The following is a 19,340-nucleotide window of genomic DNA, read 5'->3' as shown; positions in this document are numbered from 1 at the left end:
CGGGGCGCGGGGCGCGGGGCGCGGGGCGCGGGGCGCGGGGCGCGGGGCGCGGGGCGCGGGGCGCGGGGCGCGGGGCGCGGGGCGCGGGGCGCGGGCTCGTTGTGGGGGTCAGGCTCTGCGGGGCGCGTGGGTGCTGATGGCGGGGCGCGCGACGAACGAAGGGGCGCGGGGGCGCGGGCGGGTCAGGCGGTGACCGGTACCGGGGCGGCGGCGTCGGTCGGGGTGGCCTGGGGGGCCGGCGCGACCGGGCGGCGTTCCCGGGTGGACCACTGCACCGACAGCGCGGCCAGCAGTACCAGGCAGGAGCCGAGCATGTGTGCGCCAACCAGGACCGCCGGCACGTGGGTGAAGTACTGCACGAAGCCGATCAGGCCCTGGCCCAACTCCACGGCGACCAGGATGATCGCGGCGCGGGTGGCCCGCTGCGCACCGACGGCGCGGAACGCGAAGATCAGCGCCACCGACAGGCCGATCAGCAGGAAGACCCCGTCCGCGTGCACCTGGGAGATCGTCTCCGGGTCGAGCCCGTTGCGGGCGGCGCCGTGGTCGCCGGCGTGCGGGCCGCTGCCGGTGACCCAGGTGCCGACGACCAGCACGGCGACGGTGACGCCGGTGGTGACCCGGGCCAGCGCGCGCAGTGGTGCGGGCACCACGGCCGCGGTCGGGCCGTCGGGGTCGCCGATACGTCGCCAGAGGGCGTACGCGGCGGCGATCACGGCCATCGAGGCGAGGAAGTGCAGCCCGACCACCCACGGGTTGAGGTTGGTCAGCACGGTGATGCCACCGAGGACCGCCTGGGCGGGGATGCCCAGGAAGACCACCACGGCCAGTGCGAGAAGCCCGGGTCGGCGGGGCCGGTGCAGCAGTACGGCCAGCACCGTGGCCAGCGCGATCAGACCCACCGCGAAGGTCAGCATCCGGTTGCCGAACTCGATGACGCCGTACACGCCCATCTCCGGCGTGGTGACGTAGGAATCGTCTGTGCACCGGGGCCAGGTGGGGCAGCCGAGGCCCGAGGCGGTCAGTCGGACGGCCCCGCCGGTGACGACGATGCCCACGTTCGCGATGATCGAGGCGAGCGCGAGGCGGCGCAGCAGGATGCCGGAGACCGGACGGACGATTCGGTTCACGGCGCAAATCCTACGCACCGTAGTGATCGAGGTTCGTCCGACTCCGTCAGTGCGGTGGTTGGGATCACCGGGGCCCGGGTTTGCGACCCTCCGGGTAATTACGTAACGTTGGCGTTGTGAAAAACGCGGCGGCGCTCTTCGGGCACCAGCCGACGGCCGTGCCGGCCGTCGGTGCGTCCGCGCCTGCCGTGACCACGCCGGTCGGCCCCGCCGGGCCGGCGGCGGCCGAGGTCTCCACCCGGGATCGGGTCACCCAGTTGCTGTTGGAGCAGGGTGCCACCACCGCCGCGCAGCTTGGCGCGGCGCTCGGGCTCAGCCCGGCGGCGATCCGCCGACACCTCGACGCGATGCTTGCGGATGGTGACGTGTACGCCCGCGAGCAGCCTGTGCAGGGCAGTCGCGGTCGGGGCCGCCCGGCGAAGGTGTTCCTGCTGACCGAGGCCGCCCGGGTCCGCTGTGGCACACACCACTACGACAACATGGCCACCGCCGCGCTGCGCTGGATCGCCCGCAGCGGCGGCCCGGACGCGGTGGAGGCGTTCGCCACCGAGCAGGTGTCCGCTCTCGAGTCCCGCTGTCGGGCGGCCATGGAGGATGCGGGCGACGACCCTCTCGCGCGAGCCGAGGCACTTGCCGCAGCGCTCACGGGCGAGGGTTACGCTGCCAATGCGACCACGATCGCCTCTGGCGGCCAGCTCTGTCAGCACCACTGCCCGGTGGCGCACGTGGCCGCCGAGTTTCCTCAGCTGTGCGAGGCCGAGACCGCGGTCATCTCCCGTCTGGTCGGCACCCACGTGCAGCGTCTGGCCACCATCGCGCACGGCGACGGGGTGTGCACCACGCACATCCCGACCCAGCCGGGCCGTGCTCAATCCGGTAATCCCGTAACCACTGTGAGGACAGATAGATGACCGAGCAGATCGTCCAGCCCCTGACCCAGGAAGAGCAGCTCGCCGCCCTGGGCCGGTACGAGTACGGCTGGTCCGACCCGGACGCCGCCGGGGCTGTCGCCCAGCGTGGCATCAACGAGGCGGTGGTGCGGGACATCTCGGCCAAGAAGAACGAGCCGGCGTGGATGCTCGACCTGCGGCTGAAGGGCCTGCGGCTGTTCGGCCGCAAGCCGATGCCGGCGTGGGGCGCGGACCTCACCGGGATCGACTTCGACAACATCAAGTACTTCGTCCGGTCGACCGAGAAGCAGGCCACCAGCTGGGAGGACCTGCCCGAGGACATCAAGAACACCTACGACCGGCTGGGCATCCCGGAGGCGGAGAAGCAGCGGCTGGTCGCCGGTGTCGCGGCGCAGTACGAGTCCGAGGTCGTCTACCACAAGATCCGCGAGGACCTTGAGGAGCAGGGCGTCCTCTTCCTGGACACCGACACGGCGCTGCGCGAGCACGAGGACGTCTTCAAGGAGTACTTCGGCACCGTGATCCCGGTCGGCGACAACAAGTTCGCCGCCCTGAACACCTCGGTGTGGTCCGGTGGCTCGTTCATCTACGTGCCGAAGGGCGTGCACGTCGAGATCCCGCTGCAGGCCTACTTCCGGATCAACACGGAGAACATGGGCCAGTTCGAGCGGACGCTGATCATCGTCGACGAGGGTGCGTACGTGCACTACGTCGAGGGCTGCACCGCGCCGCTCTACTCCTCCGACTCGCTGCACAGCGCCGTCGTGGAGATCATCGTCAAGAAGAACGCGCGTTGCCGCTACACGACCATCCAGAACTGGTCGAACAACGTCTACAACCTGGTCACCAAGCGCGCCGTCTGCCACGAGGGCGCGACCATGGAGTGGGTCGACGGCAACATCGGCTCCAAGGTGACCATGAAGTACCCGGCGGTCTACATGACCGGCGAGCACGCCAAGGGCGAGGTTCTCTCGGTGGCGATGGCCGGCGAGGGTCAGCACCAGGACGCCGGCGCCAAGATGGTGCACGCCGCGCCGCACACCTCCTCGACCATCGTTTCGAAGTCGATCGCCCGTGGCGGCGGCCGCACCTCGTACCGGGGTCTGGTGCAGGTGCTGGAGGGTTCGCACCACAGCCGGAGCACTGTCAAGTGCGACGCACTGCTCGTCGACACGATCTCCCGCTCGGACACCTACCCGTACGTCGACATCCGTGAGGACGACGTGTCGATGGGGCACGAGGCGACCGTCTCCAAGATCAGTGATGACCAGCTCTTCTACCTGATGAGCCGGGGCCTGAGCGAGGACGAGGCGATGGCGATGATCGTGCGCGGCTTCATCGAGCCGATCGCCAAGGAGCTCCCGATGGAGTACGCCCTGGAGCTCAACCGCCTGATCGAGCTTCAGATGGAGGGCGCGGTCGGCTGACGCCGCCGTTCCCCCGTGACGGGCCGGAACCTCGGCCCGTCACACCCGGCCCCAACTCGTCGTCACGGAACAGACAGACCAAGGAAGACATGACTACCCAGGCTTCCGCGCCGCCGCCCAGCACCAAGTCGCAGGCGCTGCGCTCGTACGACGTCGCCGACTTCCCGGCCCTCACCGGCCTGGAGGAGGAGTGGCGCTTCACCCCGCTCAAGCGCCTGCGCGGCCTTACCGGTGACGCGCCGGCCGCTACCGGCGCGGTCCGACACGAGTACGGTGACCTGCCCGAGGGCGTCGCCATCACCCGGGTCGGCCGTGACGACGAGCGCGTCGGCAGCGTGCTGATCCCGGTCGACCGGGTCAGCGCGTTGGCTTACGGTGCCGCCGCGGACGCACTGCTGCTGCGGGTGGACCCCGACGTGGTGCTCGGCGAGGCGGTACGGCTGCGGGTGGTCGGCGAGGGCATCGAGCAGCCCGCGTTCGGTCACACCTTCGTCGAGGTGGGCCGGTTCGCCGAGGCGACAGTGGTGCTGGAGCACGTCGGGTCGGCCACCCTGGCCGACAACGTCGAGGTCGCCGTGGCCGATGGCGCGAAGCTGACGCTGGTCACGGTCGCCGACTGGGCCGACGACGCGGTCCAGGCCCAGCACCTGAAGATCAAGCTGGGTCGGGACGCCAAGGTCATCCACATCCAGGTCTCCCTGGGTGGCGACCTGGTCCGACAGTTCACCAGCGTGGAATACACCGGGCGCGGGGGCGAGGCCGAGCTGTACGGCGTCTACTTCGCCGACTCCGGCCAGCACCTGGAGCACCGGCAGCTGGTCGACCACAATGTGCCGGACTGCCGCAGCTACGTCGGCTACCGGGGCGCTCTGCAGGGCGAGAGCGCGCACACCGTCTGGGTGGGCGACGTGCTCATCCAGGCCGAGGCGACCGGCACCGACACGTACGAGATCAACCGGAACCTGCTGCTCACCGACGGCGCGCGGGCGGACTCCGTACCCAATCTGGAGATCGAGACCGGCGAGATCGCCGGCGCCGGTCACGCCAGCGCGACCGGCCGTTTCGACGACGAGCAGCTGTTCTACCTGATGGCCCGGGGCATCCCGGAGAGTGAGGCCCGCCGGCTGGTGGTCCGTGGCTTCTTCGCCGAGCTGATCAACAAGATCCCGGTGGAGTCGCTGCGGGAGAGCCTCGGCGACGCGATCGAGGCCCGGCTGACCAAGGCCGGCGCTTGATGATCCGGCTCTGCTCCACCGAGGACGTGCCGAAGGGCACCGCGATCCGCGCGGACGTCGAGGGCACTCCGATCGCCCTGGTGCACGGCGAGGACGGCAACTTCTACGCCGCGTACGACGAGTGCTCGCACGCCGCTGTCGCGCTCTCCGAGGGCGAGGTCGACGGCTGCACGCTCGAGTGCTGGTTGCACGGCTCGCGCTTCGACCTGCGCACCGGCGAGCCGACCGGCCTGCCCGCCACCGAACCCGTCCCCGTCTACCCCGTCGAAGTCCGCGACGGCGACATCTACCTCAGCCTGACGCCGAGTAATGGAGTGACCCGATAATGAGCACCCTGGAGATCCGCGACCTGAAGGTGTCGGTCAAGCTGCCCGAGGGTGAGCTCAAGCCGATCCTGGCCGGTGTCGACCTGACCGTGAAGTCGGGCGAGACCCACGCGATCATGGGCCCGAACGGTTCCGGCAAGTCCACCCTGGCGTACTCGATCGCCGGCCACCCCAAGTACGAGATCACCGGCGGTACGGTGACCCTCGACGGCGAGGACGTGCTGGCGATGACTGTCGACGAGCGCGCCCGCGCCGGTCTCTTCCTGGCCATGCAGTACCCGGTCGAGGTGCCCGGCGTCTCGGTGGCGAACTTCCTGCGGACCGCGAAGACCGCCATCGACGGCGAGGCGCCGAAGCTCCGTACCTGGGGTGGCGAGCTGCGCGGCGCTATGGAGCGCCTCCAGATGGACCCGGCGTTCGCCCAGCGCAACGTCAACGAGGGCTTCTCCGGTGGTGAGAAGAAGCGGCACGAGATCGTCCAGCTGGAGCTGCTCAAGCCGAAGATCGCGATCCTCGACGAGACCGACTCCGGTCTCGACGTGGACGCGCTGCGCGTGGTCAGCGAGGGCGTCAACCGGGTCCGCGACACCGGCGACACCGGCGTGCTGCTGATCACCCACTACACGCGGATCCTGCGCTACATCAAGCCGGACTTCGTGCACGTCTTCGTGGCCGGCCGGATCGTCGAGCAGGGCGGCCCGGAGCTGGCCGACAAGCTCGAGGCCGAGGGCTACGAGCGGTACGCCGCCGGGGCCGGCACGGCCAAGGCCTGAGCGAAAGAGGCGCTGCCGAGATGACCAGCATCGCGATCCCCGAGGGGATGCCGCAGTACGACGACGTGCCGCGTTTCGACGTGGCCCGGGTACGCGCCGATTTCCCGATCCTGGACCGGGAGATCAACGGGCACCCGCTGGTCTACCTCGACAGCGCCAACACCTCCCACAAACCGCGCCAGGTGCTCGACGTGCTCGACGAGCACTACGCGCGGCACAACGCCAACGTGTCGCGGTCGGTGCACACCCTGGGCACCGAGGCCACCGAGGCGTACGAGGGGGCGCGGGCGAAGGTCGCCGCGTTCATCAACGCGCCGAGCGTCGACGAGGTGGTGTTCACCAAGAACTCCACCGAGGCGATCAACATCGTGGCGTACGCCTTCTCGAACGCCTCGCTGCGCGCGGACGCCGACCCCCGGTTCCGGCTCGGTCCCGGCGACGAGGTGGTGATCTCCGAGATGGAGCACCACTCGAACATCGTCCCGTGGCAGCTGCTCTGTGAGCGGACCGGCGCGACTCTGCGCTGGTTCCCGGTCACCGACCAGGGCCGGCTGGACGAGTCGGGCCTGGAGGACCTGGTCACCGAACGGACGAAGATCGTCTCGTTGGTGCACGTGTCGAACATCCTGGGCACTGTCAATGCGACCTCCCGGATCACCGCTCGGGTCCGCGAGGTGGGCGCGCTGCTGCTGCTGGACTGCTCGCAGTCGGCGCCGCACCTGCCCCTCGACGTGGTCGACCTGGACGCCGACTACATCGTGTTCACCGGCCACAAGATGTGCGGCCCGACCGGCATCGGTGTGCTCTGGGGCCGGGCCGAGCTGTTGGCGTCCATGCCGCCGGTGATGGGTGGCGGCTCGATGATCGAGACGGTCACCATGGGCCGCTCGACGTTCGCCGCCCCGCCGGCCCGGTTCGAGGCCGGCACCCCGCCGATCGCCGAGGCGGTCGCGTTGGGCGCGGCGGTGGACTACCTGACCGGCGTCGGGATGCGGGCCATCCAGTGGCACGAGAAGGAGCTGACGGCGTACGCGCTGGACGCCTTCGGCTCGGTGCCGGACCTGCGGATCTTCGGCCCGACAGTGCCGGTGGGCCGGGGCGGCACCATCTCGTTCGCGCTCGGTGACGTGCACCCGCACGACGTGGGTCAGGTGCTCGACTCGCTCGGCGTGCAGGTGCGGGTGGGTCACCACTGTGCCAAGCCGGTGTGCAGCCGGTTCGGCGTCCCCGCCATGACCCGGGCCTCGTTCTACCTCTACACCACCACCGAGGAGATCGACGCTCTGGTGGCCGGTCTGGAGCAGGTACGGAAGGTGTTCGACTGATGCAGCTCGATCAGCTCTACCAGGAGATCATCCTGGACCACTACAAGCGCCCGCACGGGCGTGGCCTGCGCGATGCCGACGACCCGGGCGACCAGGTCGCGGAGGCGCACCACGTCAACCCCACCTGCGGTGACGAGGTCACCGTCCGGGTGGCCACCGACGGCACTGTGCTGCACGACATCTCGTACGACGGGATGGGCTGCTCGATCAGCCAGGCGTCGGCGAGTGTGCTCCACGAGTTGCTGCGTGGTCGGGGCGCTGGGGAAGCATTCGAGGTGCACGAGGCGTTCGTGGAGTTGATGTCCGGACGTGGCCAGGTCACGCCGGACGAGGACGTGCTCGGTGACGGGGTTGCTTTCGCGGGTGTGGCCCGTTACCCCGCCCGGGTCAAGTGCGCGCTGCTGCCGTGGATGGCGTTCAAGGACGCCGCGGCACGCGCCGGTGTGGGCGTGAGCCCGGAGGTGAAGGCGTGAGCGAGCGTCAGCGAGCGAATGACACAGTGGTGCCCTGCGGCATCACGCAGCGAAGCGGAGGGACGGCATGAGCGAGCGTCAGCGAGCGAATCAGTGGTTCAGCGCGTTGGTGCCTCATGGCGTCACGGAGCGAAGCGGAGGGACGGCATGAGCGAGAACACCGCTACTGAGGCGACGCCGGAGGCCGGTGACACCAGTGTGGTGCCGCAGACCGACGCCGCGACGACCGACGGCACCTCTGACGCCGCCGCTCCTGCGGGCGGCGTCAGCAAGGCCATGATCGCCGACATCGAGGAGGCGATGAAGGACGTCGTCGACCCGGAGCTCGGCATCAACGTGGTCGACCTTGGCCTCGTGTACGGCGTCCACGTCGACGACGAGAACGTCGCCACCCTGGACATGACGCTCACCTCGGCGGCCTGCCCGCTGACCGACGTCATCGAGGACCAGACCCGGCAGGCGCTGACCACCGGCCCCGGCGGTGGCCTGGTCAACGACATCCGGATCAACTGGGTGTGGCTCCCGCCGTGGGGCCCGGACAAGATCACTGACGAGGGTCGGGACCAGCTTCGCTCCCTCGGCTTCAACGTCTGAACTGATCCCACTTCGTCGAGCGCGGTACCCGTCCGGGTGCCGCGCTCGACGCGTTTCCAGGCCAACCCCGAAATTGGTGGAACGGATCGTTCCGGTCTGCTAGGCTGAACTCATCAAACGGAGCGGAATATTCCGCTCCGGCGACGGGTGGGTCAGCTCGCTGGAAGCCGGCGGAGAGGGCGGAACAATGAGCGGGATGGCGGCGGGGCAGTGGCGGACCGTGCTCGAAGAGGCGCACGCGGCGCTTCGGACGGCAGTCGAGGGAGTTCCGGCCGACGCCTGGGAGCGGCCCACCCCGTGCGAGCGGTGGAACGTCACCCAGGTGCTTCAGCACGCGGTCGGCGACCAGCTCGCCTTCGCGGCGGCGATCGACGGCGGGCCGGGGCCGGCGGAGGACCCGTTCGCACCCTCCGGTCGGGTCGACGGTGACAAGCTCGCCGGCCTGCGCGCCGCCCTCGACGCCTCCGCCCGGGCCTGGAAGGGCGTCGCCGACGACGACCCGGAGGTGCCCACGCCGCTGCCTCAGGGCAAGCTGCCGGCCGAGGTCGGCGCCATAGCGTGCGCACTGGACGCCGCAGTGCACGCCTGGGACATCGCGGTGGCCACCGGCCAGCCGTCCCCGCTCGACGCCGAACTGGCCCGCCCCCTGCTGGTGGTGGCCCGGCAGATCGTCGAGCCGTTGCGGGCCTACGGCGCGTACGCCCCGGCGATCGACTCCGCTCCGGAGGCCGACGAGGTCGCCGCCCTGCTCTCCTACCTCGGTCGCGACCCCCGACTGGCCGCCTGAAGTTCGGCTCCGCTCCCTCGGCCGATCCCAGAACACCCCAAGATCGCCCTCGGTCCTCGATGTAGTGGCCTCGGTGCGTCGCCGAGGCCGCTACATCCTGGTTCGAGTGCGATCTTGGTGGCCTGGGGCGCCAAGGCCGGGTTCCGATCTCCGAAAAGCGGTGTTCGTCGTCAAGATCTGCGCAGGATCAGGGATGTTGCTGTCTCCGGCGTGTCGGAGGCAGCAACATCGGGGATGTTGCTCGGATCTTGGGCGCGGGGCGCGGGGCGCGGGGCGCGGGGCGCGGGGCGCGGGGCGCGGGGCGCGGGGCGCGGGGCGCGGGGCGCGGCGGGCGGCGGGCGGCGGGCGGCGGGCGGCGGAATATCGGTGGCGGGGGCGCGGGTCCGGCGCGGAGGATGCGCGTGTGACTGAGGCGTACCCGAAGCAGGTTCCTGTCCGTGCGGCCACTGCCGTGCGTCGACAGCGCAGCCTGCCCCGGCCCGCCTCGATCCCGCGCCCGCCGTCGTGAGCGGCGCGTTCCTCGCCGGTCTCGTGGCCGGCTACGGCGTCGCCATTCCCGTCGGCGCGATCGCGATTCTGATCCTGGGGCTCAGCGCCCGTACGTCGTTTCGGGTGGGTGCGGCCGCGGCGCTCGCGGTGGCGACGGCCGACGGGCTCTACGCGGTGGTGGCCGTGCTCGGCGGCGCGGGCCTGGCCGGGATCATCGCGCCGGTCGCCGGGCCCCTGCGGGTGGTCGCCGCAGTGGTGCTGCTGGGTCTCGCCGGGCGCGGCCTGTGGCGGACGTGGGCTGCGCACCGCTCGCGGCGACCGCCGACGGCACGCGACGGTGGGGGCATGAGCACTCCGGGGCGGGCCTACGCGGCGCTGCTCGGGTTGACCCTGTTGAACCCGATGACGGTGCTCTACTTCACCGCCCTGGTGCTCGGCCGTCGGGACACTGCCGACTCGGGCATGGTGCCGGTGGCCCTCTTCGTGGCCGGGGTGTTCCTGGCGTCGGCGAGCTGGCAGCTGGTCATCGCCGGCGGTGGCACCGTGGTCGGCCGGGCGCTGACCGGGCCGCGTGGCCGGCTGGCCACCGGCCTGGTCTCCAGCGCGCTCATCGCCGCGTTGGCCGTGGCCGCGCTACTGCCAGACTGAACGGCCACGGCGACCATCCGACGCGGCGGCCGACCCCGCAGGAGGTCGCTGGGTCCAGGCCGAGCCGGACCAGGTTCACGGGCGGCTCAGCCACCCGGACGGCGCCCGACCGGTGTCGCCGGGCGTGTCCCTGGCCGGGCATCACGGGCCGCCCGGGGGCCCGGACGGGTTCGCTGTGCCGTACGGTCGGGCGATGACCAGTCGACCCGCAGCCGGCGGAGGCCGGTGGGTCGAGGTCGACCCGGCCCGCGTCGGCCGCTGGGTCGAGGGCTTCGCTGACCGGCACGGCCCGCCCAGCACCAGCACGAGGGAGTACGGCCTACTGCTCGCCGCCCCGGACGGGGCGACCGCCGAGCTGCACGCCCCGCCGGGTGCGCCGGCCGGCGCGGATGTGGCCGGGTTCGTGGCCTCCGCTGTCATGCCCCGCCGGATCGGCCTGCTGCTGGCGCGGAAGGGCGCGGTGGCGCTCGGGGTGGCCGAGGGCGGCGACCTCGTCGTCTCCAAGGTGGACACACGCTACGTGCAGGGGCGCACCGCTGCGGGGGGATGGTCGCAGCACCGGTTCGCCCGCCGGCGTGACAACCAGGCGAAGGCGGCGCTGGGCGACGCGGCGGACCTGGCCGTACGGCTGCTGTTGCCGGAGGTGGCGACGCTCGCCGCGTTGGTCTGCGGCGGTGACCGGCGGGCGGTGGACGGGGTGCTGACCGACCGACGGTTGGCCCCGCTCGTGCCGTTGCGGGCGGAGCGGCTGCTCGACGTGCCGGAGCCCCGGCACGCGGTGCTGGTCGCGGCGGTGGGTGCGGCCCGGGCGGTACGCATCCTGGTGCGCGACCCCGACTGACCTCGGCCCGCACCGGCGACGTCGGAGGCCTGCACGGGCGACGTCGGAGGCCTGCACGGGCGGCGTCGGAGGCCTGCTCGCGGCGGCGTCGGAGGGGAGACGGTCGCCACCCAGAACGGGGTTCGCGGCGTGCTGTCCGGCCGGCGGCTGGAGGATGGGCGCGTGGAGTTTCTGGTTGACATGGTGACGACGGTGCCCGACGGCACGTCGGAGGACGGCGTCGCCGACATGCGTGCGCGAGAGGCCGCGCGTTCGGCCGAGCTGATCGCCCAGGGCAGTCTCCTGCGGCTGTGGCGGCCGCCGCTGGCACCGGGGGAGTGGCGTACGTGGGGGCTGTTTCAGGCCGACGACGCCGATGAGCTGGAAGCCGTACTCGCGTCGATGCCGCTGCGCGCCTGGCGGCGCGAGACCGTGACGCCGTTGACACCGCACCCGAACGACCCGGGTCAGCCGCCTCGCTGAGCTGGCGAGGGCACGCCGCCCCGACAGGCACGCCACGGGACACGTCCGTCAGCAGGGAGATCATCATGTCCGACGCTCAGATTCTGCGTACCGTCCTCGACCGGTGGAAATCGGCTGTCGACGCCCACGAGCCCGACCGGGTCGCGGCGTGCTTCACCGACGACGCGATCTTTCAGGGGTTGCAGCCGTACACGGTCGGTCCTGCCGGCGTCGCCGCGTACTACGCCGGACAGCCGCTCGGCCTGACCGCCGCATACGACATCCGGGAGATCCGCCGTCTCGCCGACGACGTGGTCCTCGGCTACCTGGAGGTGGAGTTCGGCTTCACCGACCGGCCGGCACTGACCGTCAACCTCGGAGTGCTCCTGCGGCGGGTCGACGACGACTGGCTCATCGGCCACTACCAGGTCTCGCGGCTCACCTGACCCCGGAGCTACGGCCGGAATGACAATCGTGGCAGGCCCACCGGGGGCCTGCCACGATCTCGGAGCGGGTGTCAGAGCTGGTCGGTACCGAAGGTGTCGCAGGTCTTCGGGTCGCCGCGGTCGTAGCCCTGGGTGAACCAACGCTTGCGCTGCTCGGACGTGCCGTGGGTGAACTGGTCGGGGTTGACCCGCCCGCCGGAGCGCTCCTGGATGCTGTCGTCGCCGATCGCCTCGGCGGCCTGCACCGCCTCGCTGATGTCGGTCTGGGTGATGGACTTGAACAGCGGTTCCTGGCCGGTCTTGTCCTTGCTCTCGGTGGCGTGCTTGGCCCAGGCGCCGGCGTAGCAGTCGGCCTGCAGCTCCAGCCGTACGGAGGCGGACTGGGGGCCGCTCTGGTCGCCCTGGCCGGCCTTGGCGTTGGTGCCGAGGAGGTTCTGGACGTGGTGTCCGTACTCGTGGGCAAGCACGTACGGCTGGGCGAACTCGCCCTTCGCCCCGAACCGGGACGCCAACTCGTCGTAGAAGCTCAGGTCGATGTAGACCTGCTTGTCGGCGGGGCAGTAGAACGGGCCGACGCCCGAGTCGGCCTGCCCGCAGCCGGTGTTCACGGCGGCCTGGAAGAAGTTGGTGTCGGTCTGCTCGTACTCTCCCTTGCCCAACTCCGGGTACGCCTTCTGCCAGTAGGCCTGGATGCTGTTGACGTAGAGCGCGTTGCGGCAGCGCGCGTCGTCGAGACGCTCGGGGTTGTCGCGGGAGCACAACTGCTCCAGGTCGGTGCCGCCGGCCTGACCGCCCTCGTCGCCGTTTGTCATGGCGTTGAGGCCGAAACCGCCGCCGAGCAGCGCGACGAGCACCGCCACCACGATGCCGATGATGCCGCCCCGACCGCCGCCTCCGGGGATCGGGATGCCGAGGCCGCCTCCGCCGCCTCCACCACCGCGGCCCACGTCGTTGACCTGCGAGGTGTCGATTTCGGCCCGCTCGTTGAGTTCCATGGTGACCCCGATCGCCGTATGCCGGTGAGTGTCTTTTGTGTGTCGTTTCGTCCATCGAGTGCCGGACGGGGTCCGGACAGGCGTTCCGGTACCCGATGATCTTGATTGGTAATCCGGGCAGGCGCTCCGGGCGCGCCCGGTACACTTGTCAGGTGCTGCGCTGCGAAGGCTGAACCGCCCCGCGCCGTCGGGCCCTTGAGCCCGCCGGCCGTTTCGCGTGCCCCGAGTCAGCCTTCCGAACCCCGAGAGCGAGCCCCGCAAACATGATCACTGCCACCGGCCTGGAACTGCGTGCCGGTTCCCGGATCCTGCTGTCCGACACCACCCTGCGCGTGCAGCCCGGTGACCGGATCGGCCTGGTCGGTCGCAACGGCGCCGGCAAGACCACCACGCTGAAGGTGCTCGCCGGCGAGGGGCAGCCGTACGGCGGCCAGATCGACCAGCGCAGCGCCATCGGTTACCTGCCGCAGGACCCGCGCACGGGTGACCTGGAGGTCACCGGCCGCGACCGGGTTCTCTCCGCGCGCGGCCTGGACGTGCTGATGGCGCAGATGCAGGAGGTCGAGGCCCGCCTCGCCGAGGACGCCAACGACAAGCTGGTCCGTCGGTACGGCGCGCTGGAGGACCAGTTCGCCGCCCTCGGCGGGTACGCGGCCGAGGCCGAGGCCGCGCGGATCTGCGCCAACCTCGGCCTACCGGACCGGGCGCTCGCGCAGACGATCGGCACCCTGTCCGGTGGTCAGCGGCGACGCATCGAGCTGGCCCGGATCCTGTTCCGTGACGCGGGCGAGAACGGCGGCGGCATCCTGCTGCTCGACGAGCCCACCAACCACCTCGACGCCGACTCGATCACCTGGCTGCGGGGCTTTCTCGCCAACCACAAGGGCGGCCTGATCGTGATCTCCCACGACGGCGCGCTGCTGGAGTCGGTGGTCAACAAGGTCTGGTTCCTCGACGCCACCCGGTCGGTCATCGACGTCTACAACCTGGGCTGGAAGGCGTACCTGGAGGCGCGCGAGACCGACGAGCGGCGCCGCCGCCGGGAGCGGGCCAACGCGGAGAAGAAGGCCGGCGCGCTGATGGCGCAGGCCGACAAGATGCGGGCCAAGGCCACCAAGACCGTGGCCGCGCAGAACATGGCCCGCCGCGCCGAGAAGCTGATCTCCGGCCTGGAGGAGGTGCGGGTCGCCGACCGGGTGGCCAAGGTGCGGTTTCCCAGTCCCGCGCCGTGCGGCAAGACCCCGCTCACGGCGACCGGTCTCTCCAAGTCGTACGGATCGCTGGAGATCTTCACCGACGTCAACGTGGCGGTGGACCGGGGCTCCCGGGTGGCCATCCTCGGGCTCAACGGCGCCGGTAAGACAACCCTGCTGCGGATGCTCGGCGGGCTGCTCAGCCCGGACACCGGCGAGGTGCACGCGGGGCACGGCCTGCGGCTGGGCTACTACGCCCAGGAGCACGAGACGCTGGACGTGGAGCGGACGGTTCTGGAGAACATGCGCGCCGCGGCGGTCGAGCAGTCCGACACCGACCTGCGCAAGATCCTCGGCGCCTTCCTGTTCTCCGGCGACGACGTGAACAAGCCGGCCGGGGTGCTCTCCGGCGGCGAGAAGACCCGGCTGGCGCTGTCCACCCTGGTCTGTTCCGGCGCCAACGTGCTGTTGCTCGACGAGCCGACGAACAACCTCGACCCGGTCAGCCGGGAGCAGGTCCTCGACGCCATCGCCAACTACCCGGGCGCGATCGTCCTGGTGACCCACGACCCGGGTGCGGTGCTGGCGCTCAAGCCGGACCGGGCCATCCTGCTGCCCGACGGCGACGAGGACGCCTGGAGCGACGACCTGCTCGAACTTGTCGAGCTGGCCTGACCAAGCTTCTGGCCGGGCCTCAACCGAGCAGGTCCACCAGCCGGCCGACGACGCCGGAGCTGACCAGGATCACCACGCCGATGCCGATGAAGATCGTCGGCACCAGCCAGTGGCCGGCGCGTTCGACCAGCCGGACAACCCGTGGGTGTCCTCCCAGCCACGCGCCGACGGCACACCACAGCGCGATGAGCAGCACGAAGATCAGGAGGAACACCGCGCTGTCGGCTGCGCCGAGGGCTCGGAAGACAGGTACGTAGACGGCCACGTTGTCGGCGCCGTTCGCGATCGTCACGCCGGCCACGCCGAGCGCTCCGGTCACGACAGTGGGGGTCTCGTCCTCGTCGGAGTGACGCAGCGCGCGTACGCCGAGCGCGATCGGTAACAGGCCGAGAAGCCCCGTCCACGGGTCCGGCACCACGAGCAGCCCGGCCGCCACCACCGCGCTCGCCAGCGCGAGCGCACCGATACCGACGTATTGGCCGGCGACAATCTGCCACGGGCGGGGCCGACCGGTGGTGCGGGCCGCGACGAAGAACAGGGTCAGGATGACGATGTCGTCGATGTCGGTCGCGGCGAAGACCACTGCCGCTCCGGCCGCCGTGCTGAGCAGGTCGATCACGACGGCAGGTTACGGCTTGCCGGCAGCAGCCAGCGTCGGCGGGTGGTACGCCCGGACGCCGCGGCGGGCCGCATCGCCAGGATCACTCTATCGGGAAGCTGACATTGCATAGCGTGTCGGTTGGCGAAGAGTTGATATCTGGCGCATGATCGTTCGAGGCGGTCTAATAGGTGGGACCGTATCCGAACCGCACAGTCTGGGACGTGAGGACACAGCATGGCAGCCACTGGCACAGCCACCAGCACTGAGAAGGGTCGCCGGATCGTCGGAGCCGAGCGTCAGACGCTCGCCAAGGACCTGGTAAAGCGGTACACGTCGGGGGAGAGCATCCGCGCGTTGGCGGCCTCGACCGGCCGTTCCTACGGGTTCATCCACCGAGTGCTCACCGAGTCCGGCGTGCAGCTGCGTCAGCGCGGTGGCGCCCGACGCCGCAAGAAGGCGTGACCCGCCCCTCAGCGTCGTCCACCAGCGCCGCGCCCCGGGAAGTCCGGTGACCGCCGAGGCGACCGGGGTTCGGCTGACTTGCGACGGGCCGGTCGCCACGGTGACGTTGTGCCGGCCCGACGTGCTCAATGCCCAGACGCCCGCGATGTGGCGAGCGATGAGCGACTTTTCCCGCGACCTGCCCGGCGACGTGCGGGTGGTGGTGGTCCGCGGTGAGGGTCGCGCGTTCTCGGCCGGCCTCGATCTCGCGGTGGCGGGTGCCTCCGGTCCGGGGTCGTTCGCTGAGCTGGCCGCGCTGCCCGAGCAGGAGTGCGCCGAGCGCATCGCGGAGTTCCAGGCCGGTTTCACCTGGCTGCACCGGCCGGATGTCGTCTCTGTCGCGGCCGTGCAGGGCCACGCGATCGGTGCCGGCTTTCAGCTTGCGCTCGCCTGTGACCTGCGAGTGCTGTCCGCGGACGCGAAGTTGTCGATGGCCGAGGTGACCCTCGGCCTGGTGCCGGATCTGGCCGGGACGAAACGCCTCGTCGAGCTGATCGGCTATTCGCGGGCGTTGGAGATCTGTGCGACAGGCCGCCGCTTGGACGCCGCCGAGGCGGACCGGATCGGGCTGGCCACCCTGGTCGTATCCCCGGCCGAGTTGGACGGCGCGGTGCGGGATCTGACCGCCGGCCTGCTCTCCGGAGCCCGCGACGCGGTGGTAGAGATCAAGGCGCTGCTCGCCGGCGCCGCCGGGCGGTCGCACGCCGACCAGCAGCGCGCCGAGCGGGAGGCACAGACCCGTCGGCTGCGTGACCTCGCCGGCACTGGAGAATAGGTAAGGACCGCACGGGAAGATCCGGGTTACGACCGAGGTTGTCACACTCGTCGGGAGAATTGACCTGACGGTGCGGTCTGCCCGGCAACCCGGAGGTGAACGATGTCCAACCCGATGTCCGGCGGTGGCATGGCCGGGTGGAGCATGCTCCGGTCGATGCGCAACCGCGATGAGGTCTCCACCCACCGGCTCAAGCGCGGCGTGGCCCGCCGCATTGTCGATTTCGCCCACCCCTACCGGCGCGACATCGTCGTCTTCCTGGCCACCGTGGTGTTGGCCGCCATCATCGGCGTGGCCACTCCGGTGCTCGCCGGCGACGTGATCAACGCGATCAACGAGGGCGGCACCGAGGCCGGGCGGCTCGTGGTGCGGCTGGCCCTGTTCATCGCCGCGCTTGCGGTCGCCGACGCGCTGCTGTCGCTGGCCCAGCGGTGGTATTCCGCCCGCATCGGTGAGGGCATCATCTTCGACCTGCGCACCCGGGTCTACGACCACGTGCAGCGGATGCCGTTGCAGTTCTTCACCCGCACCCAGACCGGCGCCCTGGTCAGCAGGCTCAACAACGACGTGCTCGGCGCCCAGCGGGCGTTCACCTCCACCCTGTCCGGTGTGGTCAGCAACGTCATCCAGTTGGTGCTCACCGCGGCGGTGATGTTCACCCTCTCCTGGCAGATCACCGCGTTGTCACTGGTGCTGCTACCGATCTTCATCATTCCGGCCCGTCGGGTCGGCAAGCGACTGGCCGAGATCACCCGCGAGGCGTACAACCTCGACGCCAAGATGAACGCGACGATGACCGAGCGGTTCGGGGTGGCCGGCGCGCTGCTGGTGAAGCTCTTCGGCCAGCCCGAGATCGAGGCCCGCCGGTTCGGCGACCGTGCCGAGCGGGTCCGCGACATCGGCATCCAGTCCGCCATGTATTCCCGCACCTTCTTCGTGGCGATGCTGCTGGTCGCCTCGCTGGCGCAGGCGCTGACCTACGGTCTCGGCGGCTGGCTCGCGGTGACCGGCGGCGTCAGCGCCGGCACCGTGGTGACGCTCGCGCTGCTGCTCACCCGCCTGTACGGTCCGCTCACCGCGCTCTCCAACGTCCGGGTGGACGTGATGAGCGCGCTGGTCTCCTTCGACCGGGTCTTCGAGGTGCTCGACCTCAAGCCGGGCATCGTGGAGAAGCCCGACGCGGTACCGGTGCCCCTGGGCGCCGGCCGGGTCGACTTCCGCGACGTGCGTTTCCGCTACCCGAGCGCCGCCGAGGTCTCCCTCGCCTCCCTGGAGGAGGTCGCCACCCTCGACCGGACCGTCAACGAACCGGTGCTCAAGGGGGTCTCGTTCAGCGTCGAGCCGGGGCAGATGGTCGCGCTGGTCGGCCCGTCCGGGGCGGGCAAGTCGACACTGTCGATGCTCATCTCCCGGATCTACGACGTCAGCGACGGGCAGGTGCTCGTCGGCGGCGTGGACGTGCGTGACGCGACGCTCGCCTCCCTGCGCGACGAGATCGGTGTGGTCACTCAGGATTCGCACCTGTTCCACGAGACGATCGCCGAGAATCTGCGCTACGCCAAGCCGGACGCCACCGACGACGAGATCTGGGCCGCCCTGGCCGGGGCGCAGGTGGCCGATCTGGTTCGGGCGCTGCCCGACGGTCTGGACACCACGGTGGGGGAGCGCGGCTACCGGTTCTCCGGCGGCGAGAAGCAGCGCATCGCGATAGCGCGACTGCTGCTCAAGGCACCGTCGATCGTGATCCTCGACGAGGCGACCGCTCACCTTGACTCGGAGAGCGAGGCGGCGGTGCAGCGGGCGCTGTCGGTGGCGCTGGCCGGGCGGACCGCGCTGGTGATCGCGCACCGGCTCTCCACAGTGCGAGACGCCGACCAGATCCTCGTCCTGGACGGCGGACGGGTCGTCGAGCGGGGACGGCACGACGAGTTGGTGGCCGTCGGTGGGCTCTACGCCGAGCTGTACCGCACCCAGTTCGCGGTCGCCGACTCGCCCACCCCGTTCGTCGACGCGACCGGTGCCGAGCCGGTGGTCATGCCGCTGGGCACCTACCGCGCCGACGAGGTGCTGCCACCGGCCGCCGCCAACTGACGTCGTCGCAGCGTTGATCAACTCGGGTTCGTGCAAGTCGGTGTGTCCCGGGAAGCCGGATCGATCAAAGGGCTGGTAGCTCGGTCGCTGCCCGCAACTCGGCGAACGCCAGGCCCAGGGTGACCGGGGTGAAGTGCGCGTTCAGGCCGCTGGGGTTGGGTAGCACCCACAGCCGGGCGTCGGCCAGCGTCTCCGGTTGCGGCCCGAAGGCGGCCCTGGGCCGCTGGAAACCGATCCGGTAGGCGGTCACCCCCACCACTGCCACCCAGCGCGGCCGGCACCGGGCCACCTTGTCGGTCAGGATCGCCGCGCCGTCGAGGAGTTCCTCGGTGCTCAGCTCGTCCGCGCGGGCACTGGCCCGGGCGGCCATGTTGGTGATGCCGAGCCCGAGCGCTGGCAACTCGTCCTGTTCGCTGGGGTGCAGCAGCCGGGGGGTGAACCCGCCCCGGTGCAGCGCCGGCCAGAACCGGTTGCCGGGGCGGGCGAAGTGCCAGCCCGTCGCCGCCGACCACAGGCCCGGGTTGATGCCGACGAAGAGCACCTCCAGGCCGGGAGCGAGGACGTCGGGAATCGTCCGGTCCGCGGCTGCCGCGAGGTCCGCGCGGGAGGGCCGGGTCGGGCCGGAACGCCGTGCCTCGATCGACTCGGGTTCCTGGACGTCGG

At 70.8% G+C, this 19,340-nt stretch carries 21 protein-coding genes; 17 read left to right on the top strand and 4 right to left on the bottom strand.

Features of this window, described 5'->3' with window-relative positions; all coding sequences use genetic code 11:
• Positions 1–182: 182 nt before the first annotated feature.
• Positions 183–1,148, bottom strand: coding sequence for a heme A synthase (locus tag ACGF3C_RS33230; protein WP_393227742.1), 966 nt, complete (start codon positions 1,146–1,148; stop codon positions 183–185).
• 98 nt (positions 1,149–1,246) lie between these two features.
• Between ACGF3C_RS33230 and ACGF3C_RS33225 the strand changes: the two genes are divergently transcribed.
• The 13 genes from ACGF3C_RS33225 to ACGF3C_RS33165 all read left to right on the top strand — a co-directional run bounded on the left by ACGF3C_RS33225 (position 1,247) and on the right by ACGF3C_RS33165 (position 11,846).
• Entirely contained in the window at positions 1,247–2,041 is a 795-nt protein-coding gene (locus ACGF3C_RS33225; RefSeq protein ID WP_393227739.1) for a helix-turn-helix transcriptional regulator, read from the top strand.
• Positions 2,038–3,468 (top strand): Fe-S cluster assembly protein SufB, encoded by a 1,431-nt coding sequence (gene sufB / locus ACGF3C_RS33220; protein WP_074312771.1) that lies wholly within the window; start codon positions 2,038–2,040, stop codon positions 3,466–3,468. The genes ACGF3C_RS33225 and sufB overlap by 4 nt, the downstream gene beginning before the upstream one ends.
• Before the next feature lie 89 nt (positions 3,469–3,557).
• A complete protein-coding gene (sufD, locus tag ACGF3C_RS33215; RefSeq protein ID WP_393227736.1) occupies positions 3,558–4,703 on the top strand; it encodes a Fe-S cluster assembly protein SufD in 1,146 nt (381 codons plus the stop codon).
• On the top strand, positions 4,703–5,029 hold the full coding sequence (locus tag ACGF3C_RS33210) for a non-heme iron oxygenase ferredoxin subunit (protein WP_355009955.1): 327 nt from the start codon (positions 4,703–4,705) through the stop codon (positions 5,027–5,029). Before sufD ends, ACGF3C_RS33210 begins: the two co-directional genes overlap by 1 nt.
• Positions 5,029–5,802 carry a Fe-S cluster assembly ATPase SufC gene (gene sufC / locus ACGF3C_RS33205; protein WP_007462702.1) on the top strand — a complete coding sequence of 258 codons (774 nt, stop codon included), beginning with the start codon at positions 5,029–5,031 and terminating at the stop codon, positions 5,800–5,802. The genes ACGF3C_RS33210 and sufC overlap by 1 nt, the downstream gene beginning before the upstream one ends.
• Positions 5,803–5,822: 20 nt before the next feature.
• Positions 5,823–7,127 (top strand): cysteine desulfurase, encoded by a 1,305-nt coding sequence (locus tag ACGF3C_RS33200; RefSeq protein WP_393227733.1) that lies wholly within the window; start codon positions 5,823–5,825, stop codon positions 7,125–7,127.
• Complete coding sequence (gene sufU / locus ACGF3C_RS33195; RefSeq protein ID WP_091403700.1) at positions 7,127–7,600, top strand: Fe-S cluster assembly sulfur transfer protein SufU; 474 nt, start codon at positions 7,127–7,129, stop codon at positions 7,598–7,600. Before ACGF3C_RS33200 ends, sufU begins: the two co-directional genes overlap by 1 nt.
• A gap of 147 nt (positions 7,601–7,747) precedes the next feature.
• A complete protein-coding gene (locus tag ACGF3C_RS33190) occupies positions 7,748–8,194 on the top strand; it encodes a metal-sulfur cluster assembly factor (protein ID WP_357232426.1) in 447 nt (148 codons plus the stop codon).
• 187 nt (positions 8,195–8,381) lie between these two features.
• Positions 8,382–8,981 carry a TIGR03086 family metal-binding protein gene (locus ACGF3C_RS33185; RefSeq protein WP_357232429.1) on the top strand — a complete coding sequence of 200 codons (600 nt, stop codon included), beginning with the start codon at positions 8,382–8,384 and terminating at the stop codon, positions 8,979–8,981.
• A gap of 504 nt (positions 8,982–9,485) precedes the next feature.
• Positions 9,486–10,118 (top strand): LysE family transporter, encoded by a 633-nt coding sequence (locus ACGF3C_RS33180; RefSeq protein WP_357230232.1) that lies wholly within the window; start codon positions 9,486–9,488, stop codon positions 10,116–10,118.
• A 193-nt stretch (positions 10,119–10,311) separates the two neighbouring features.
• Entirely contained in the window at positions 10,312–10,959 is a 648-nt protein-coding gene (locus ACGF3C_RS33175; protein ID WP_393227729.1) for an acVLRF1 family peptidyl-tRNA hydrolase, read from the top strand.
• A 162-nt stretch (positions 10,960–11,121) separates the two neighbouring features.
• A complete protein-coding gene (locus tag ACGF3C_RS33170; RefSeq protein ID WP_357208455.1) occupies positions 11,122–11,421 on the top strand; it encodes a muconolactone Delta-isomerase family protein in 300 nt (99 codons plus the stop codon).
• Between the two features lie 65 nt (positions 11,422–11,486).
• Entirely contained in the window at positions 11,487–11,846 is a 360-nt protein-coding gene (locus tag ACGF3C_RS33165) for a hypothetical protein (RefSeq protein WP_357208453.1), read from the top strand.
• 71 nt (positions 11,847–11,917) lie between these two features.
• Here the strand turns inward: ACGF3C_RS33165 and ACGF3C_RS33160 are convergent, their stop codons facing one another.
• Entirely contained in the window at positions 11,918–12,841 is a 924-nt protein-coding gene (locus tag ACGF3C_RS33160) for a neutral zinc metallopeptidase (protein WP_357208612.1), read from the bottom strand.
• 263 nt (positions 12,842–13,104) lie between these two features.
• On the opposite strand from ACGF3C_RS33160, the gene ACGF3C_RS33155 reads away from it, so the two are divergent.
• On the top strand, positions 13,105–14,709 hold the full coding sequence (locus ACGF3C_RS33155) for an ABC-F family ATP-binding cassette domain-containing protein (RefSeq protein ID WP_091403713.1): 1,605 nt from the start codon (positions 13,105–13,107) through the stop codon (positions 14,707–14,709).
• Between the two features lie 19 nt (positions 14,710–14,728).
• On the opposite strand, the gene ACGF3C_RS33150 is transcribed toward ACGF3C_RS33155, so the two are convergent.
• A complete protein-coding gene (locus ACGF3C_RS33150) occupies positions 14,729–15,328 on the bottom strand; it encodes a cadmium resistance transporter (RefSeq protein ID WP_357260564.1) in 600 nt (199 codons plus the stop codon).
• A 216-nt stretch (positions 15,329–15,544) separates the two neighbouring features.
• Between ACGF3C_RS33150 and ACGF3C_RS33145 the strand changes: the two genes are divergently transcribed.
• From ACGF3C_RS33145 to ACGF3C_RS33135, 3 genes are all read left to right on the top strand, one after another.
• Positions 15,545–15,772, top strand: coding sequence for a helix-turn-helix domain-containing protein (locus ACGF3C_RS33145; RefSeq protein ID WP_007462679.1), 228 nt, complete (start codon positions 15,545–15,547; stop codon positions 15,770–15,772).
• 46 nt (positions 15,773–15,818) lie between these two features.
• Entirely contained in the window at positions 15,819–16,586 is a 768-nt protein-coding gene (locus tag ACGF3C_RS33140) for an enoyl-CoA hydratase/isomerase family protein (RefSeq protein WP_393227724.1), read from the top strand.
• Positions 16,587–16,700: 114 nt separating this feature from the next.
• Entirely contained in the window at positions 16,701–18,677 is a 1,977-nt protein-coding gene (locus tag ACGF3C_RS33135; protein ID WP_357222932.1) for an ABC transporter ATP-binding protein, read from the top strand.
• 64 nt (positions 18,678–18,741) lie between these two features.
• Here ACGF3C_RS33135 and mug read toward each other — a convergent pair whose 3' ends face one another.
• The gene (mug, locus tag ACGF3C_RS33130; protein ID WP_393227748.1) at positions 18,742–19,317 is read right to left on the bottom strand and encodes a G/U mismatch-specific DNA glycosylase; all 576 of its coding nucleotides are present in this window, start codon (positions 19,315–19,317) and stop codon (positions 18,742–18,744) included.
• Positions 19,318–19,340: the final 23 nt, after the last annotated feature.

The organism is Micromonospora sp. NPDC047762 (assembly GCF_043204655.1).
Classification (GTDB): Bacteria; Actinomycetota; Actinomycetes; order Mycobacteriales; family Micromonosporaceae; genus Micromonospora.
This window is presented reverse-complemented; position numbering and strand designations above follow the sequence as displayed.

What these genes read in the sequence shown, in the direction of transcription:
- sufB (WP_074312771.1), top strand. Translation starts at nt 2,038, where the DNA reads ATGACCGAGCAGATCGTCCAGCCCCTGACCCAGGAAGAGCAGCTCGCC.
- sufD (WP_393227736.1), top strand. Translation starts at nt 3,558, where the DNA reads ATGACTACCCAGGCTTCCGCGCCGCCGCCCAGCACCAAGTCGCAGGCG.
- ACGF3C_RS33210 (WP_355009955.1), top strand. Translation starts at nt 4,703, where the DNA reads ATGATCCGGCTCTGCTCCACCGAGGACGTGCCGAAGGGCACCGCGATC.
- sufC (WP_007462702.1), top strand. Translation starts at nt 5,029, where the DNA reads ATGAGCACCCTGGAGATCCGCGACCTGAAGGTGTCGGTCAAGCTGCCC.
- ACGF3C_RS33200 (WP_393227733.1), top strand. Translation starts at nt 5,823, where the DNA reads ATGACCAGCATCGCGATCCCCGAGGGGATGCCGCAGTACGACGACGTG.
- sufU (WP_091403700.1), top strand. Translation starts at nt 7,127, where the DNA reads ATGCAGCTCGATCAGCTCTACCAGGAGATCATCCTGGACCACTACAAG.
- ACGF3C_RS33190 (WP_357232426.1), top strand. Translation starts at nt 7,748, where the DNA reads ATGAGCGAGAACACCGCTACTGAGGCGACGCCGGAGGCCGGTGACACC.
- ACGF3C_RS33185 (WP_357232429.1), top strand. Translation starts at nt 8,382, where the DNA reads ATGAGCGGGATGGCGGCGGGGCAGTGGCGGACCGTGCTCGAAGAGGCG.
- ACGF3C_RS33175 (WP_393227729.1), top strand. Translation starts at nt 10,312, where the DNA reads ATGACCAGTCGACCCGCAGCCGGCGGAGGCCGGTGGGTCGAGGTCGAC.
- ACGF3C_RS33165 (WP_357208453.1), top strand. Translation starts at nt 11,487, where the DNA reads ATGTCCGACGCTCAGATTCTGCGTACCGTCCTCGACCGGTGGAAATCG.
- ACGF3C_RS33160 (WP_357208612.1), bottom strand. Translation starts at nt 12,841, where the DNA reads ATGGAACTCAACGAGCGGGCCGAAATCGACACCTCGCAGGTCAACGAC.
- ACGF3C_RS33155 (WP_091403713.1), top strand. Translation starts at nt 13,105, where the DNA reads ATGATCACTGCCACCGGCCTGGAACTGCGTGCCGGTTCCCGGATCCTG.
- ACGF3C_RS33145 (WP_007462679.1), top strand. Translation starts at nt 15,545, where the DNA reads ATGGCAGCCACTGGCACAGCCACCAGCACTGAGAAGGGTCGCCGGATC.
- ACGF3C_RS33135 (WP_357222932.1), top strand. Translation starts at nt 16,701, where the DNA reads ATGTCCGGCGGTGGCATGGCCGGGTGGAGCATGCTCCGGTCGATGCGC.